Origin of the sequence: Variovorax sp. CF079 (assembly GCF_900101545.1) — a bacterium.
In the GTDB taxonomy this organism is placed as follows: domain Bacteria; phylum Pseudomonadota; class Gammaproteobacteria; order Burkholderiales; family Burkholderiaceae_C; genus Variovorax.
Genome location: NZ_FMZU01000018.1, coordinates 17,837 through 31,317 on the forward strand (window position 1 = coordinate 17,837; position 13,481 = coordinate 31,317).

12 protein-coding genes are annotated in these 13,481 nt (G+C 68.6%); 7 read left to right on the forward strand and 5 right to left on the reverse strand.

Translation table 11 applies throughout. The features are described from left to right. Positions 1-23 precede the first annotated feature (23 nt). Entirely contained in the window at positions 24-1,748 is a 1,725-nt protein-coding gene (locus BLS74_RS22930) for a SagB/ThcOx family dehydrogenase (RefSeq protein WP_093109464.1), read from the forward strand. On the opposite strand, the gene BLS74_RS22935 is transcribed toward BLS74_RS22930, so the two are convergent. Next, complete coding sequence (locus tag BLS74_RS22935; protein ID WP_244503971.1) at positions 1,745-2,425, reverse strand: TetR family transcriptional regulator C-terminal domain-containing protein; 681 nt, start codon at positions 2,423-2,425, stop codon at positions 1,745-1,747. The genes BLS74_RS22930 and BLS74_RS22935 overlap by 4 nt on opposite strands. Before the next feature lie 184 nt (positions 2,426-2,609). Here BLS74_RS22935 and BLS74_RS22940 point away from each other — a divergent pair, with 184 nt between their 5' ends. The 6 genes from BLS74_RS22940 (at position 2,610) to BLS74_RS22970 (ending at position 9,226) form a co-directional block, all read left to right on the forward strand. After that, positions 2,610-3,680 carry an asparaginase gene (locus BLS74_RS22940; RefSeq protein WP_093109465.1) on the forward strand — a complete coding sequence of 357 codons (1,071 nt, stop codon included), beginning with the start codon at positions 2,610-2,612 and terminating at the stop codon, positions 3,678-3,680. 239 nt (positions 3,681-3,919) lie between these two features. Continuing rightward, a complete protein-coding gene (glyQ, locus tag BLS74_RS22950; RefSeq protein ID WP_093109466.1) occupies positions 3,920-4,825 on the forward strand; it encodes a glycine--tRNA ligase subunit alpha in 906 nt (301 codons plus the stop codon). A 3-nt stretch (positions 4,826-4,828) separates the two neighbouring features. Next, a complete protein-coding gene (gene glyS / locus BLS74_RS22955) occupies positions 4,829-6,979 on the forward strand; it encodes a glycine--tRNA ligase subunit beta (RefSeq protein WP_093109467.1) in 2,151 nt (716 codons plus the stop codon). Positions 6,980-6,989: 10 nt separating this feature from the next. After that, positions 6,990-7,571, forward strand: coding sequence for a D-glycero-beta-D-manno-heptose 1,7-bisphosphate 7-phosphatase (gmhB, locus tag BLS74_RS22960; protein ID WP_093109468.1), 582 nt, complete (start codon positions 6,990-6,992; stop codon positions 7,569-7,571). Next, positions 7,571-8,326, forward strand: coding sequence for a lysophospholipid acyltransferase family protein (locus BLS74_RS22965; protein ID WP_093109469.1), 756 nt, complete (start codon positions 7,571-7,573; stop codon positions 8,324-8,326). Before gmhB ends, BLS74_RS22965 begins: the two co-directional genes overlap by 1 nt. Before the next feature lie 9 nt (positions 8,327-8,335). Next, positions 8,336-9,226 carry a M48 family metallopeptidase gene (locus tag BLS74_RS22970; protein WP_093109470.1) on the forward strand — a complete coding sequence of 297 codons (891 nt, stop codon included), beginning with the start codon at positions 8,336-8,338 and terminating at the stop codon, positions 9,224-9,226. A gap of 12 nt (positions 9,227-9,238) precedes the next feature. Here BLS74_RS22970 and BLS74_RS22975 read toward each other — a convergent pair whose 3' ends face one another. Genes BLS74_RS22975 through BLS74_RS22990 form a run of 4 tightly spaced genes read right to left on the reverse strand, consistent with a single transcriptional unit; the run spans position 9,239 to position 13,475 of the window. Then, positions 9,239-10,009, reverse strand: coding sequence for an SDR family oxidoreductase (locus BLS74_RS22975; protein WP_093109471.1), 771 nt, complete (start codon positions 10,007-10,009; stop codon positions 9,239-9,241). Positions 10,010-10,065: 56 nt separating this feature from the next. Then, positions 10,066-11,877 carry a hybrid sensor histidine kinase/response regulator gene (locus BLS74_RS22980; protein ID WP_093109472.1) on the reverse strand — a complete coding sequence of 604 codons (1,812 nt, stop codon included), beginning with the start codon at positions 11,875-11,877 and terminating at the stop codon, positions 10,066-10,068. After that, positions 11,870-12,511, reverse strand: coding sequence for a response regulator (locus BLS74_RS22985; protein WP_093109473.1), 642 nt, complete (start codon positions 12,509-12,511; stop codon positions 11,870-11,872). The genes BLS74_RS22980 and BLS74_RS22985 overlap by 8 nt, the downstream gene beginning before the upstream one ends. Positions 12,512-12,560: 49 nt before the next feature. Further along, on the reverse strand, positions 12,561-13,475 hold the full coding sequence (locus tag BLS74_RS22990) for a pseudouridine synthase (protein ID WP_093109474.1): 915 nt from the start codon (positions 13,473-13,475) through the stop codon (positions 12,561-12,563). Positions 13,476-13,481: the final 6 nt, after the last annotated feature.

Consider the following 13,481-nt stretch of genomic DNA (forward strand, 5'->3'; position numbering starts at 1 on the left):
GTCCGCCGCCGGCGACCGCCGAGATGCACGACGCCGACAAGCTCGAAGCGGTGCTGCGCTACCACGAGTGCACCAAGCACCAGTTCCACCGCTATGCGCGCTCCGCCGGCACCCTGGATTGGGTGAACCAACCCAACCCGTTCCGCCGTTACGAGGGGGCGCCGCTCACGCAGTTGCCCATCCTTGGCGCGGACGAAGAGCCGGTGTCGCCTCGCTACCAGGAGATCTATCGTCGGGGCGCGGTGCCGAGCGCGCCGCTCATGGTCCGCTCGCTGTCGCGGCTGTTCGAGTACGCGCTTGCGCTGTCGGCCTGGAAACAGGCGGGCGGCACGCGTTGGGCGCTGCGCAGCAACCCTTCGAGCGGCAACCTGCATCCCACCGAGGGCTACCTGCTGATCGGCGCGTGTCCCGGGCTGGCGCCGGCACCCGGCCTGTACCACTACGCGCCGAGAGAGCACGGTCTGGAACGGCGTGCCAACGCCTCCGCTGAGTGGTTCGCGCAGCTGATGCGAGAGTTTCCCCCAGAGGCCTTTCTGGTCGGACTCTCGTCCATCCACTGGCGCGAAGCGTGGAAGTACGGCGAACGCGCGTTCCGCTATTGCCAGCACGACGCGGGCCATGCCGTCGGCACGCTTCGCATCGCAGCCGGGACCCTGGGATGGAGCGCTGTCGTGCTCCATGGCCTGGCCGATGAAAGCATCGAAGCCTTGCTGGGGCTGAACCGGGCCGAGGACTTCGCAGGCGCCGAGCGCGAACAGCCGGAGCTCGTCATGCTCGTCTGGCCGAACGAGGCGGCCGGGCGGTGGTGTGCAGGCGCGCAGCGCACGTTGCCGCTCGGCCTGGATCCGCTGCTGGCGCGCGAGCTCACGAAGCAAGACTGGTGCGGAACGGCGAACCGACTCAGCCGAGACGACCCGATCGACTGGGCCGTCATCGACGAGGTGACGCTCGCCTCACGCCAACCGACCGGCGAGCGCGATGGCTTGGACCTGTTCGACGCGCCAGCCCCGGCGCATCGAAGCGCAGCGTTCCCGAACGGGCCGTCGGCGGGCAGGATCATCCGCCAGCGGCGCAGCCTCCTGGCCTGCGACGGCCGGACCTCGATCACGGCTGAGCGCTTCTACGCCATGCTCGCGCGCGTGATGCCGCGCGTGGAACTGGAGGTGAACCGGCGGCCGTTGCCCTGGGATGCCATGGCCTGGGAGCCGCGCATCCACCTCGCCTTGTTCGTTCATCGGGTGGACGGGCTCGACCCGGGGCTGTACGTACTCGTCCGCGACCCGGCCAAACTGGACAAGCTCAAGCGCGCCATGCATCGGCACTTCGACTGGTCCAGGCCCCCTGGATGCCCGGCGGACCTTCCCCTTCACAGGCTGGAAAGCGGCGATGCGAGACAGCTCGCGACGCAAGTGAGCTGCTCGCAGGACATCGCGGGCGACGGGGTCTTTTCGCTCGGCATGATCGCCGAGTATCGGGACGCCTTGTTCACGCACGGCCCCTGGTTCTATCGCCCGCTCTTCTGGGAAACCGGGGTGATCGGGCAGGTGCTCTACCTGGAAGCCGAAGCGGCGGGCATCGGAGCCACGGGCATCGGCTGCTTCTTCGACGACCCGGTGCACCAGGTGTTCGGCTTCAGCGACCTGGAGTTCCAGTCGCTCTATCACTTCACGGTTGGCGGCCCGGTGCGGGACAGCCGGCTGACCACGCTGGCGCCCTACGGTGCGCATGCGCAGGACAAGAAGGACTAAGCCTTGATCCCGCAGCCGCCCAGCACGAAAGCCACCAGCTCGCGCGCGATCGGTTCGCGCTCGATCGGCGCATCCGGCGGCAGCCCGAGCATCACGCGCGTCTGCAGCGCGTAGTCGGCGTAGCTCTGCGTCATCGCCCAGATGTGCATCAAGAGCAGGCGCGCATCCAGCGGCCGCATCTGCCCGCGCGCGATCCAGCCGTTGATGATGTCGACCTTCTTTTGCGTCCAGGCGCGCGCGTTGGGCCAGTACCGCTCGAGGTTGCGGCCGCCGTCGAGCACTTCGCGCGTGAAGATGCGCGAGATCTCGGGGTTGTCGAAGGCGTGGTCGAGCTTCTTGCGGATGTAGTCGCCCAGCACGGCCCCCGGGTCGTTGGCATGCTCCTCGAAGGAGAACACCACCTTCCAGTCGTGCAGCACCTGCATCAGCAGTTCTTCGTAGAGCTCTTCCTTGCCGGCGATGTAGTAGTGCAGCTGGGGCTTGGTGAGGCCGGCGCGCGCCGCGATCGCCTGGGTCGAAGTGCCCTTCAGGCCATGCAGGCTGAATTCGGCGATGGCCGCGCTGCGGATCGCGGCCAGGATGCGTTCGCGCCCCGGCCGGGCACGCGACAGCGGGCCGTCCGGCGCCGGCATCTGCTGCGCCGCCACGGGCGCGGGGGAAAGGGTTGGGCTCGTCATCGCTTGGGCGGGCTGTGCCGCCGTGGCGATGGTAGCGCTTCGATCCGATCTCGCCCGCGGCGCGCTGCCGGGCGGCCTGCATCGTCGCATGCACACAAGGCATTTCAGGGCTGTGACGGCGTGGCACGCTTCCGGTATCGTCTCGCGGCTTCGTGAAATTAGTCACACCCCAACAGGAGCTTCCATGTTCTTCGCCCCCCGTTTCCGCAGCTTCGCGGCGGCCGCCGCGCTGGTCGCCGCCAGCGCCATCGCGCACGCCCAGCAATCCCTGCCCAACGTCGTGATCCTCGCGACCGGCGGCACCATCGCCGGCGCCGGCGCCTCGGCCGTCAACAGCGCCACCTATGCCGCCGCAAAGGTGCCGGTCGACAAGCTGATCGCCGGCCTGCCCGAGATCTCCAAGGTCGCCAACGTGCGCGGCGAGCAGGTGTTCCAGATCGCCTCGGAAAGCTTCACCAACGACAACCTGATGGTGCTGGCCAAGCGCGTTTCGGCTCTGTCGAAGCAGGCCGACGTCGACGGCATCGTGATCACCCATGGCACCGACACGCTGGAGGAAACCGCCTACTTCCTGAATCTGGTGGTGCGCACGTCCAAGCCGATCATCGTGGTCGGCTCGATGCGCCCGGGCACGGCGCTCTCGGCCGACGGCGCGCTGAACCTGTTCGACGCCGTCAACGTCGCCGCCAGCAAGGATGCCGGCGGCAAGGGCGTGCTGGTGACGATGAACGACGAAATCCAGAGCGGCCGCGACGTCAGCAAGGTCGTCAACATCAAGACCGAGGCCTTCAAGAGCCAGTGGGGCCCGCTGGGCATGATCGTCGAAGGCAAGAACTACTGGTTCCGCGCGCCGGTCAAGCGCCACACGACGCAGTCGGAGTTCAACATCGACGAGATCACGGCGCTGCCCGCGGTCGACATCGTCTACGGCTACGGCAGCGTACCTGCCACCGCGATCGACGCGCTGGGCAAGAGCGGCGTGAAGGCGCTGATCCACGCCGGCACCGGCAACGGCTCGGTGGCCGACCGCATCGTGCCGGTGCTGCAGAAGCTGCGAGGCGACGGTGTGCAGATCATCCGCACCTCGCGCGTGTCCGACGGCTTCGTGATCCGCAACGCCGAGCAGCCCGACGACAAGTACGACTGGGTGGTCGCGCACGACCTGAAGCCGCAGAAGGCGCGCATCCTGGCAATGGTGGCCCTCACCAAGACCAACGATCCGAAGCAGCTCCAGCGCATCTTCTGGGAGTATTAGCCCACCCCCCGGGCTTCGCGCACTTCGTGTCGCTTCGCCAACCCCCTTCGAGGGGGCAGCACCAGCGGCTCGGCAAAGCCGGTTCCGCGGTGTTCCGCGGAGGAAGGCGCGACACCTGGCTCCGCACAACCGGCCGCAGTGGCGCAAGCCCTGCGGCCGTTCCTGCGTCTGGGCGCTCTTAAAATGGCCGACTCGTCGCGTCGGAAGCCGCCTGCCTCCGACCGGCCACCAGGCCCACCATGCTGACCTTCCAACAAATCATCCTCAAGCTTCAGTCCTACTGGGACGCCCAGGGCTGCGCGCTGCTGCAGCCCTACGACATGGAGGTGGGCGCCGGCACCTCGCACACCGCCACCTTCCTGCGAGCGCTGGGCCCCGAGCCCTGGAAAGCTGCCTACGTGCAGCCGAGCCGCCGCCCCAAGGACGGCCGCTACGGCGAGAACCCGAACCGCCTGCAGCACTACTACCAGTACCAGGTCGTGCTGAAGCCGGCGCCGAGCAACATCCTCGAGCTCTACCTCGGCTCGCTCGAAGCGCTGGGCTTCGATCTCAAGAAGAACGACATCCGTTTCGTCGAGGACGATTGGGAGAACCCGACGCTCGGTGCCTGGGGCCTGGGCTGGGAGGTCTGGCTCAACGGCATGGAGGTGACGCAGTTCACCTACTTCCAGCAGGTCGGCGGCATCGACTGCAGGCCGATCACCGGCGAGATCACCTACGGGCTGGAGCGGCTCGCGATGTACCTGCAGGGCAAGGAAAGCATCTACGAACTGGAATGGGCGCCCGGCATCAGCTATGGCGACGTGTACCACCAGAACGAGGTCGAACAATCGACCTACAACTTCGAGCACAGCGACGCCGACTTCCTGTTCACCGCCTTCGCCGCGCACGAGAAGCAGGCGAAATACCTGATGGAACAAAAGCTTGCGCTGCCGGCCTACGAGCAGGTGCTCAAGGCGGCCCACAGCTTCAATCTGCTGGACGCGCGCGGCGCGATCAGCGTGACCGAACGCGCGGCCTATATCGGCCGCATCCGCAATCTCGCGCGCAGCGTCGCGCAGAGCTACTACGAAAGCCGCGAACGGCTCGGATTCCCGATGGCGCCGCGCGAATGGGTCGCTGAGATCTCGAAGAAGGCGGCCTGAGCGATGACTTCCAAGAACAACCTGCTCGTCGAACTCTTCGTCGAGGAACTTCCCCCCAGGGCGCTGAAGAAGCTCGGCGACGCCTTCGCCGGCGTGCTGCGCGACCAGCTGGTGGCCCAGGGCCTGGCCGATGCCGGCTCGGTGCTCACCGCCTACGCCTCGCCGAGGCGCCTCGCGGCGCACCTCACGAACGTCCTGGGGCAGGCCGCCGACCGCGCGGTCTCGCAGAAGCTCATGCCGGTGACGGTGGGGCTCGATGCCTCCGGCAACGCGAGCCCCGCACTGCTCAAGCGCCTCGCCGCGCTGGGCGCCGACGCCTCGGCCGTGCCCGGCCTCAAGCGCGCGATGGACGGCAAGGCCGAAGCCCTGTTCTTCGAAAGCTCCGCCCGCGGCGCGACGCTGGCCGAGGGGCTGCAGAAGGCGCTGGCCGAGAGCATCGCCAAGCTGCCGATCCCCAAGGTCATGAGCTACCAGCTCGAGACCGGCTGCGAGCTGCCCGGCTGGAGCAGCGTGAGCTTCGTGCGTCCGGCCCACGGGCTGGTGGCGCTGCATGGCGACACGGTGGTTCCGGTCGAGGCGCTGGGCCTTTCGGCCGGGCGCGAAACGCATGGCCACCGCTTCGAGGCGCAGGTCGATCCGATCGTGCTGCGCGACGCCAACAGCTATGCGGTGCAGCTGGCCGACGAAGGCGCCGTGATCGCGGGCTTCGAGGCCCGCCGCTTCGAGATCGCCCGCCAGCTGGCCGAGGCGGCGCTGACGGTCGGCACGGGCTCGCAGCCGATCGACGACGACGCGCTGCTCGACGAAGTCACGGCGCTGGTCGAACGCCCCAACGTGCTGGTGTGCGAGTTCGAGCGCGAGTTCCTCGATGTGCCGCAGGAGTGCCTCATCCTCACGATGAAGGCCAACCAGAAGTACTTTCCGCTGCTCGACGCCGCGGGCCGGCTCACCCACAAGTTCCTGGTGGTCAGCAATATCCGGCCCGACGATGCCGGCGCGGTGATCGGCGGCAACGAGCGCGTGGTGCGCCCGCGGCTGGCCGACGCCAAGTTCTTCTTCGACCAGGACCGCAAGAAATCGCTGGCCTCGCGCGTCGAGTCGCTGGCCAAGGTGGTCTATCACAACAAGCTGGGCACCCAGGGCGAACGCGTGCAGCGCGTGATGCGCATCGCGCACGCCATCGGCGAGCAGCTGGGCGCCGCGTCGCACGACAGCACGCTAGCGCCGCACGCGGTGCAGGCCGCCCAGTTGGCCAAGGCCGACCTGGTGACCGACATGGTCGGCGAGTTCCCCGAGCTGCAGGGCACCATGGGCCGCTACTACGCGCTGCACGACGGGCTCGAGCCCGCGGTGGCCGATGCGGTCGAAGACCATTACAAGCCGCGCTTCGCGGGCGACGAGCTGCCGCGCAACCCCGTCGGCATCGTGGTCGCGCTGGCCGACAAGCTCGAGACCCTGGTGGGCATGTTCGGCATCGGCAACCTGCCCACCGGCGACCGCGATCCCTTCGCGCTGCGCCGTCATGCACTGGGCGTGATCCGCATGCTGATCGAGCGCCAGCTGCCGATCGAACTGCGCGCCTTGCTCGGCCAGGCCTTCGCCGCCTTCGCGCCGAAGGCGGGCGAAGCCGCGCTCGCCGACCCGACCGAGGCGCTTGAAGCTTTCCTCTACGACCGCCTGGCCGGCAGCCTGCGCGAGCAGGGCGCCAGCGCCCAGGAGGTCGACGCCGTGCTGGCGCCCCAGCCGCAGCGCCTCGGCGAGGTGCCCAAGCTGCTGGCCGCCGTGCGCGCCTTCGCCGCGCTGCCCGAGGCGCCCGCGCTGGCGGCGGCCAACAAGCGCATCGGCAACATCCTCAAGAAGTCGCCCGAAGCCGATGCGCACGTGAGCGAGCTGCTGCTGCAGGAGCCGGCCGAAAAGGCGCTCCATGCCGCGATGCAGAAGGTCGTGCCCGTGGCCAATGCGCAGTTCGACGCCGGCGACTACACCGCCTCGCTGCAAACCCTGGCCGCGCTGCGCGAGCCGGTCGATGCCTTCTTCGACGGCGTGATGGTCAATGCCGAGCAGTCCGACCTGCGCCTCAACCGACTCGGCCTCCTGATGCTGCTGCATGCGGCGATGAACCGCGTGGCGCAGCTCGAGCGCCTCGCCACCTGATCGGCACATCATGAAAATCGTCATCCTGGACCGCAACGGCACGCTCAACGTGCACCGCGAGGACTTCGTCAAGAGCGACATCGAGTGGACGCCGCTGCCCGGCGCGCTGGAGGCGGTCGCGCGGCTCAACCATGCGGGCTGGCATGTCGTGATCGCGTCCAATCAGTCCGGGCTCGGCCGCGGACTGTTCGACATGGCGTCGCTCAACGCGATGCACGCCAAGATGCACAAGATGCTGGCGGCGGTGGGCGGCCGCGTCGATGCGGTGTTCTATTGCCCGCACAGCCCCGACGAGGGCTGCGAGTGCCGCAAGCCCAAGCCGGGCCTGTTCCACCAGATCGGTGAGCGCTATGGCGTCGACCTGGCCCACGTGCCGGTTGCGGGCGACAGCCTGCGCGACATGCAGGCCGGCGCGGCCGCCGGCTGCGAGCCGCACCTGCTGCTGACCGGCATGGGCGCGGCCTGCCGCGGCGTGACGCCGTTGCCGCCCGAGTACCCGCCGAACACGCAGGTCCACGACGATCTGGCGGCTTTCGTCGACTTCCTGCTGGAACGCGAAGAGCAGCAGGCCACCCTGCAGGTGGCCGTCTGATGGCCTTCCTTCGCTCTCTCGTCCACGCGCTGTGGATGCTCGTCACGGTGATCCCCTGGGGCATCATCATGGTGGTCAGCTCGCTCTGGAAGCGCGGCATTCCGCTGTACTGGATGGCCGCGCGCTGGCTCGGCTGGGCCATCGGCGGCGCGCGGCTGCTGCTGGGCATCAAGACGCGCGTGAGCGGCATGGAGAACCTGCCCCAGGACAAGCTCGCCGGCTGCGTGCTGCTGGTCAAGCACCAGTCGACCTTCGAGACCTTCCTGATGCCCACGCTGATGCCGCATCCGCTGGCCTTCGTGTTCAAGAGGGAACTGATCTACGTGCCCTTCTTCGGCTGGGCCATGGCGCGGCTCGACATGATCCACATCGACCGCAGCCAGCGCACGCAGGCTTTCAACAAGGTCGTCGCGCGGGGCCGCGAGCTGCTGGCGCAGGGCATCTGGATCATCATGTTTCCCGAAGGCACGCGCATTCCGCGCGGCCGGCAGGGCGTCTACAAGACCGGCGGCACTCGGCTCGCGTGCGAGACCGGCGTGCCGGTGATCCCGATCGCCGTGACCTCGGCCAAGGTCTGGCCGCGCAAGGCCTTCATCAAGCGCCCGGGCGTGGTCGATGTCTCGATCGGTCCGGCCATTTCGAGCGTCGGGCGCCGGCCCGACGAGCTGATGCGCGAGGTCGAGGCCTGGATCGAGGGCGAGATGCGCCGGCTCGATCCCGAGGCCTACGTCTCGACCGAGACGGTTTCGGCCTGAGGCCCGGCCATGCGCAGCCTACTGCAGTTCACGCTCGACCTGTTCGACGAGCCTGCGCCGCCTGCGCCTGCGCCCGCCGTCGAACAAGCGCCGGCGGGCACCGTCTTCCCGCCTGCGATCCCGCTGGCCGATGCGATGAGCCCGGCCAGCTTCGTCCATCCGCGCGCCACGCGCGAGCTCGTGCTGGGCGACGCCCGCGTGGCCTACGAGTTCACGCGCGGCAAGCGCCGCACCATCGGTTTCGTGGTCGGTGCCGAGGGCCTGTCGGTGCGCGCGCCGCGCTGGGTGGCGCTGCGCGATGTCGATGCCGCGGTGAAGGAGAAGGCCGACTGGATCCTGCGCAAGCTGTCCGAGACGCAGCAGCGCCATGCGCGGCTGGAAGCAGCGCGCATCGAGTGGAAGGACGGCGTCAGCTTTCCCTTTCTCGGCGAGCCGGTGGTGGTGCGGCTCGATCCGCACCATGCCTTCGACGGCATCGGCGCGATGCTCGATGCGGGGGCGGGCGTTGCGCCGCACACGCTGCGCCTCGCGCTGGCGAACAACGCCAATCAGGCCCAGATCCGCGATGCCGCGCAAGCCTGGCTCATGCGCCAGGCGCGGCGCGTCTTCACCGAGCGGCTCGACCACTTTGCGCCCCGCCTCGGCGTGGCCTGGCGCAAGCTGGCGCTGTCGAACGCCTCCACGCGCTGGGGCAGCGCCAGCGCCGACGGCGCGATCCGGCTGCATTGGCGGCTGGTGCACTTCAAGATGTCGGTGATCGACTACGTGGTGGCGCACGAACTGAGCCACCTGCGCGTGATGGACCACAGCCCGCGCTTCTGGGAGACGGTCGAGAGCGTGCTGCCGGACTATGGCGCGCTGCGGCAGCAGCTCAAGGAGCACCCGGTTCCGACGTGGTGAACCGGGTGTCGTTCAGCGTGCGTGCGTGACGCCGCCGTCGACGACCAGCGTCGAACCCATCACGTAATCGCCAGCGCGCGATGCGAGGTAGATCGCCGCAGCCGCCATGTCTTCCGGCTCGCCGATGCGTCCCGCCGGAATGTGCCCCTTGATCTCGTCGCCATGGTCGCGCGCGACCTTGTTCATGTCGGAAGCGAAGGCGCCCGGCGCGATCGCGCTGACGACGATGCGGTCCTGCGCGAGGCGCAGCGCCATGCGGCGCGTGAGCTGGATCAGCCCCGCCTTGCTGGCCGCGTACGAGTAGGTTTCCTGCGGATTGATCGAGATGCCGTCGATCGAGGCGATGTTGATGACCTTCGCCAGGTGGTCGGTAGCCGCCTTCTTGAGCATCGGCGTCAGCGCCTTGGTCAGGAAGAAGGGGGTCTTGAGGTTGAGGTCGACCACCTTGTCCCAGCCGCTCTCGGGGAACTCCTCGTAGGGCGCACCCCAGGCGGCGCCGGCGTTGTTGACCAGGATGTCGAGCGTGCCTTCGTGCTTGGCATAGGCGTCGACCAGGGCTTGCGCGCCCTCCAGCGTCGACACGTCGGCCGGCAGCGAGACGCAGTGGCCGAAGGCCGAGAGTTCCTTGGCCGTCTGGTCGCAGGCCGCGGCCTTGCGCGCCGAGATGTAGACGCGGGCGCCCTGCGCCAGGAAGCCTTCGGCGATCATGCGGCCGATGCCGCGCGAACCGCCGGTGATGAGGGCGCTGCGGCCCTCGAGCGAAAAGAGTCGGGTGGTGTCCATGCGCTGTGTCTCCTGAATATGCGCAGGAGCTTAGTGCGCTCGGGCGCCGGCCGCCGTCACCTTGGTGCCAGCGGTTCCTCTTCGTCCAGCGCCAGCACCACCTCTTGCAGGGTGCGCGCGAGCCGGTCGCCGTCGAGCGGCTTGTGCAGGATGCGCGCCGCCACGCTCGAGAACTCGCGGAAGCGCATCGGCGCGGTCTCGCCGGTCACGATCACGGCCGGCAGATCCGGCTTCTTCTGGCGCAGTCTTTCGATCACGTCGAGGCCCGTCTCTTCGCGCAGGCGGTAGTCCACCACCATCACGTCGGGCTCGAAGCCCTCGGCCAGCGCCTGCTCGGCCTTGAGGCCGTTGGCGACGCCCTTCACCGACCAGCCCAGCTGGTGCAGATAGGTGCACATCGCGGACAGCACCTCGGCCTCGTCGTCGACCAGCAGCACGGCCAGGCGCGTGCCGTCGAAGGAACGCGCCAGCGAATTCGCCACCTCGGGGTGGGAGTCGTCCAACGGAACGGCAGGCGCGATATGGAGCTCGAAGGTGGTGCCGCGGCCCGGCTCGCTGTCCAGCTTGAGCTCGATCTTCAACAGGTCGGCCGTGCGGCGCACGATCGCGAGGCCGAGGCCCAGGCCCTGCGCGCGGTCCCGCGAGGGGTTGCCGATCTGGTAGAACTCCTCGAACACCCGCTCCCGCTCGTTCTCCGGGATGCCGGGGCCGGTGTCGCTCACCCGCACCACGACCCGGCCGTCGGGCCCCGGCTGTGCCGACAGCGTCACGCCGCCGCTGGTGGTGAACTTGATGGCGTTGTTCACGAGGTTGCCGACGATGCGCATCAGCTGGTCGCCGTCGGTGAGGCCCCAGAGCGGCGCGTCGGGCGCCAGCACCTTCATGAAGAGGCCCTGCTGCGCCGCCAGCGCCGCATATTCGTCGCGCGAGGCGCGCAGCACGGCGCCGATGTCGTGCGGCGCGAACTTGGCTTCGATGGTGTGGGCGTCGAGGCGCGAGATGTCCAGCAGGCCGTCCAGGAGGCCGCTGCTCTGGCGCAGCGCGCTGCCGATGCCGCGGCTCACCTCTTTCAGGAGCGGATCGGTGGCGCGCCGAGCCAGGATGTCCAGCGTGGTCGCGTTGATCGACAGCGCATGCAGCGGTTGGCGCAGATCGTGGCTGGCCGCCGCGAAGAAGCGCGTCTTGGCCTCGCTGGCGGCGGTGGCGCGGTCGCGCTCCTGGCGCACGGCTTCGGACAGAACCGCGTTGTCGTCGACCACATTCATGAGCTTGTGCAGCATGCGTCCCTGGTCTCTGACGGTGGCCAGCAGCATGAAATAGACGAGCACGATGCCGGCCCCGAACATGTAACCCACCGCCCCGCCGCGCCAGGCCCAGCCGCCGGCCAGGCACAAGAAGGTGAGCGTGCAGAAGCCCACGAAGGCGCGCTGCGAGCCCGCGACCGAGGCGGCGCCGATGGTGCAGCCGGCCATCAGCACCGCGGCCACCGCCAGTGGCGCGAAGTCTCCTGGCGCGAAGAAGGCGAAGGGAACGATGGCCGCGGTCGAGATGCCGTTGAGGTCGAAGCCGCGCAGCAGCCGCGGCAGGTACTGCAGCTGGGTCTCGGGTTCGGCGCGCTCCACTGCCAGACCCAGGCGCCAGCGGTACACCATCACGGCGCCGGTGAGGGCCAGCCAGATCCAGGGCCAGACCTGCACGCCCTGGCGCCAGACGATGAAGGCCACCAGGATGTAGCCCAGGTAGTTGAGCGGCAGGCGCCGCGAGTACTGCAGGATCAGCGCCAGCCGGCGCTCGAGAATGCGGCGCCCGATGCGTGCCTCGCGCGTGCTGCCGGCGAGCGGAATCGGCGCGGACGCGGTGTCAGTCAATGCGGATGCCCTCGCGCGATGCCTGGTAGGCGGCCTCGGTGCGGTTGCGCACGCCGAGCGCGGTGTAGACCGCGGTCAGGTGGGCCTTGACGGTGGACTCGGCGATGTTGAGCTGGCGTGCGATGAGCTTGTTGGGCAGACCGCGCGCGGCTGCGCGGTAGACGTCCATCTGGCGCGCGGTGAGGCCTGCGAGCCGAGGGTCGTTGCCCGTGTTCGGCTGGGCTTCGACATCAGGCGGGGCCGCGTTGAGGGTTTCCAGCGGCAGGAAGATGCGTCCGGCCAGCACGTGCCGCAGCGCAGCGACCATCATTTCCGAGCTGTACTTCTTGGGAATGAAGCCGGCCGCGCCCAGGTCGACCGAGTTGCGGATCAGCGTGGCGTTGGTCTCGCCGGACAGCACCACGATGCGCGCCATGCAGCCCGCATCGCGCAGCCGGCGAATGGACTCTTCGCCATCGCAATCGGCCAGGTGCCAGTCGAGCAGCACCAGGTCGAACTCCGCGAGCTCCACCAGCTTCGCGGCATTCGTCATTTCGCCCGTGGTCTCCACGCGCAGCTCGGGAACCAGGACGCTCAGCAGGTTCTTCATGCCCTGCAAGAACATCACGTGGTCATCAATCATCAATACGTTCATCGGTACCTCTGGCCCGAGTATTCATCAGATTGAGGCCGGAATGAACGGGCTAAGACTTTGGTCGAAGCGGCAGTGAAAGCGCTCTTGCACTTTTGAATTCGCGCCGAATGCCGGTGACCGGATCGCGAAAGGCCAGCCCCTTGGCCAAGAGCTGCAGCGGCCGCTCGAAGTCTTCGTCGCCTTCGGGCAGAAGCTCGGGATAGATCGCGTCGTTGCAGATCGGCATGCCGAGCGCTGCGCAGTGCACGCGCAGCTGATGCCTGCGTCCCGTAAGCGGCGCGAGAAGCAGGCGGGCCCAGCCCTCGCCGGCCTCCAGCAGCTCGAGGTGCGTCTCGGAGTTGGGCTCGCCGGGCACTTCCCGCATGCGCATGAAATGCGAATCGTCCACAAGGCGGCTGCGGCGCACGGCGGGCAGCGCCAGATCGCCATGCCAGGGCACGATGGCCTCGTAGTGCTTGGCGATCTCGCGCTCGGCGAACAGCGCGTGGTAGATGCCGCGGGTCGCGGGCTGGACCGAGAACAGCACCACGCCGGCGGTCTCGCGGTCGATGCGGTGCAGGGGCGCCAGGTCGTCGAGGCCCAGCTTGCGCTTCAGGCGCACGAGCAGGCTCTCCTGCACGTACTTGCCCACCGGCGTGACCGGCAGGAAATGGGGCTTGTCTACGGCCAGCAGCTGCTCGTCCTGGAACAGGATGACTTCGTCGAAAGGGATGCGGCGCTCCGTCTCGAGCGAGCGGTAGTAGTAGATGCGCAGCCGCGGCTGGTAGGGCCGCGTTTCGGTGACGGGCACGCCGTGCTCGTCGACCACTTCGCCCGAGCGCATGCGCGCTTCCCAGGTGGCGCGCGGGATGGCCGCGAAGCGCTGCACCAGGAACTCGGCGATGGTGGGCCAGGGGCCGGGCGGCAGCGCGACGCAGCTCGGGCCGACGCCGTCGCGGGTGGGCAGCGGCAGGGGAGCGGGCATGGCGGG

Excerpts from the sequence above, each read along its gene's own strand:
- BLS74_RS22930 (WP_093109464.1), top strand. The coding sequence starts at position 24 with ATGCACGACGCCGACAAGCTCGAAGCGGTGCTGCGCTACCACGAGTGC.
- BLS74_RS22935 (WP_244503971.1), bottom strand. The coding sequence starts at position 2,425 with ATGACGAGCCCAACCCTTTCCCCCGCGCCCGTGGCGGCGCAGCAGATG.
- BLS74_RS22940 (WP_093109465.1), top strand. The coding sequence starts at position 2,610 with ATGTTCTTCGCCCCCCGTTTCCGCAGCTTCGCGGCGGCCGCCGCGCTG.
- glyQ (WP_093109466.1), top strand. The coding sequence starts at position 3,920 with ATGCTGACCTTCCAACAAATCATCCTCAAGCTTCAGTCCTACTGGGAC.
- glyS (WP_093109467.1), top strand. The coding sequence starts at position 4,829 with ATGACTTCCAAGAACAACCTGCTCGTCGAACTCTTCGTCGAGGAACTT.
- gmhB (WP_093109468.1), top strand. The coding sequence starts at position 6,990 with ATGAAAATCGTCATCCTGGACCGCAACGGCACGCTCAACGTGCACCGC.
- BLS74_RS22965 (WP_093109469.1), top strand. The coding sequence starts at position 7,571 with ATGGCCTTCCTTCGCTCTCTCGTCCACGCGCTGTGGATGCTCGTCACG.
- BLS74_RS22970 (WP_093109470.1), top strand. The coding sequence starts at position 8,336 with ATGCGCAGCCTACTGCAGTTCACGCTCGACCTGTTCGACGAGCCTGCG.
- BLS74_RS22975 (WP_093109471.1), bottom strand. The coding sequence starts at position 10,009 with ATGGACACCACCCGACTCTTTTCGCTCGAGGGCCGCAGCGCCCTCATC.
- BLS74_RS22985 (WP_093109473.1), bottom strand. The coding sequence starts at position 12,511 with ATGAACGTATTGATGATTGATGACCACGTGATGTTCTTGCAGGGCATG.
- BLS74_RS22990 (WP_093109474.1), bottom strand. The coding sequence starts at position 13,475 with ATGCCCGCTCCCCTGCCGCTGCCCACCCGCGACGGCGTCGGCCCGAGC.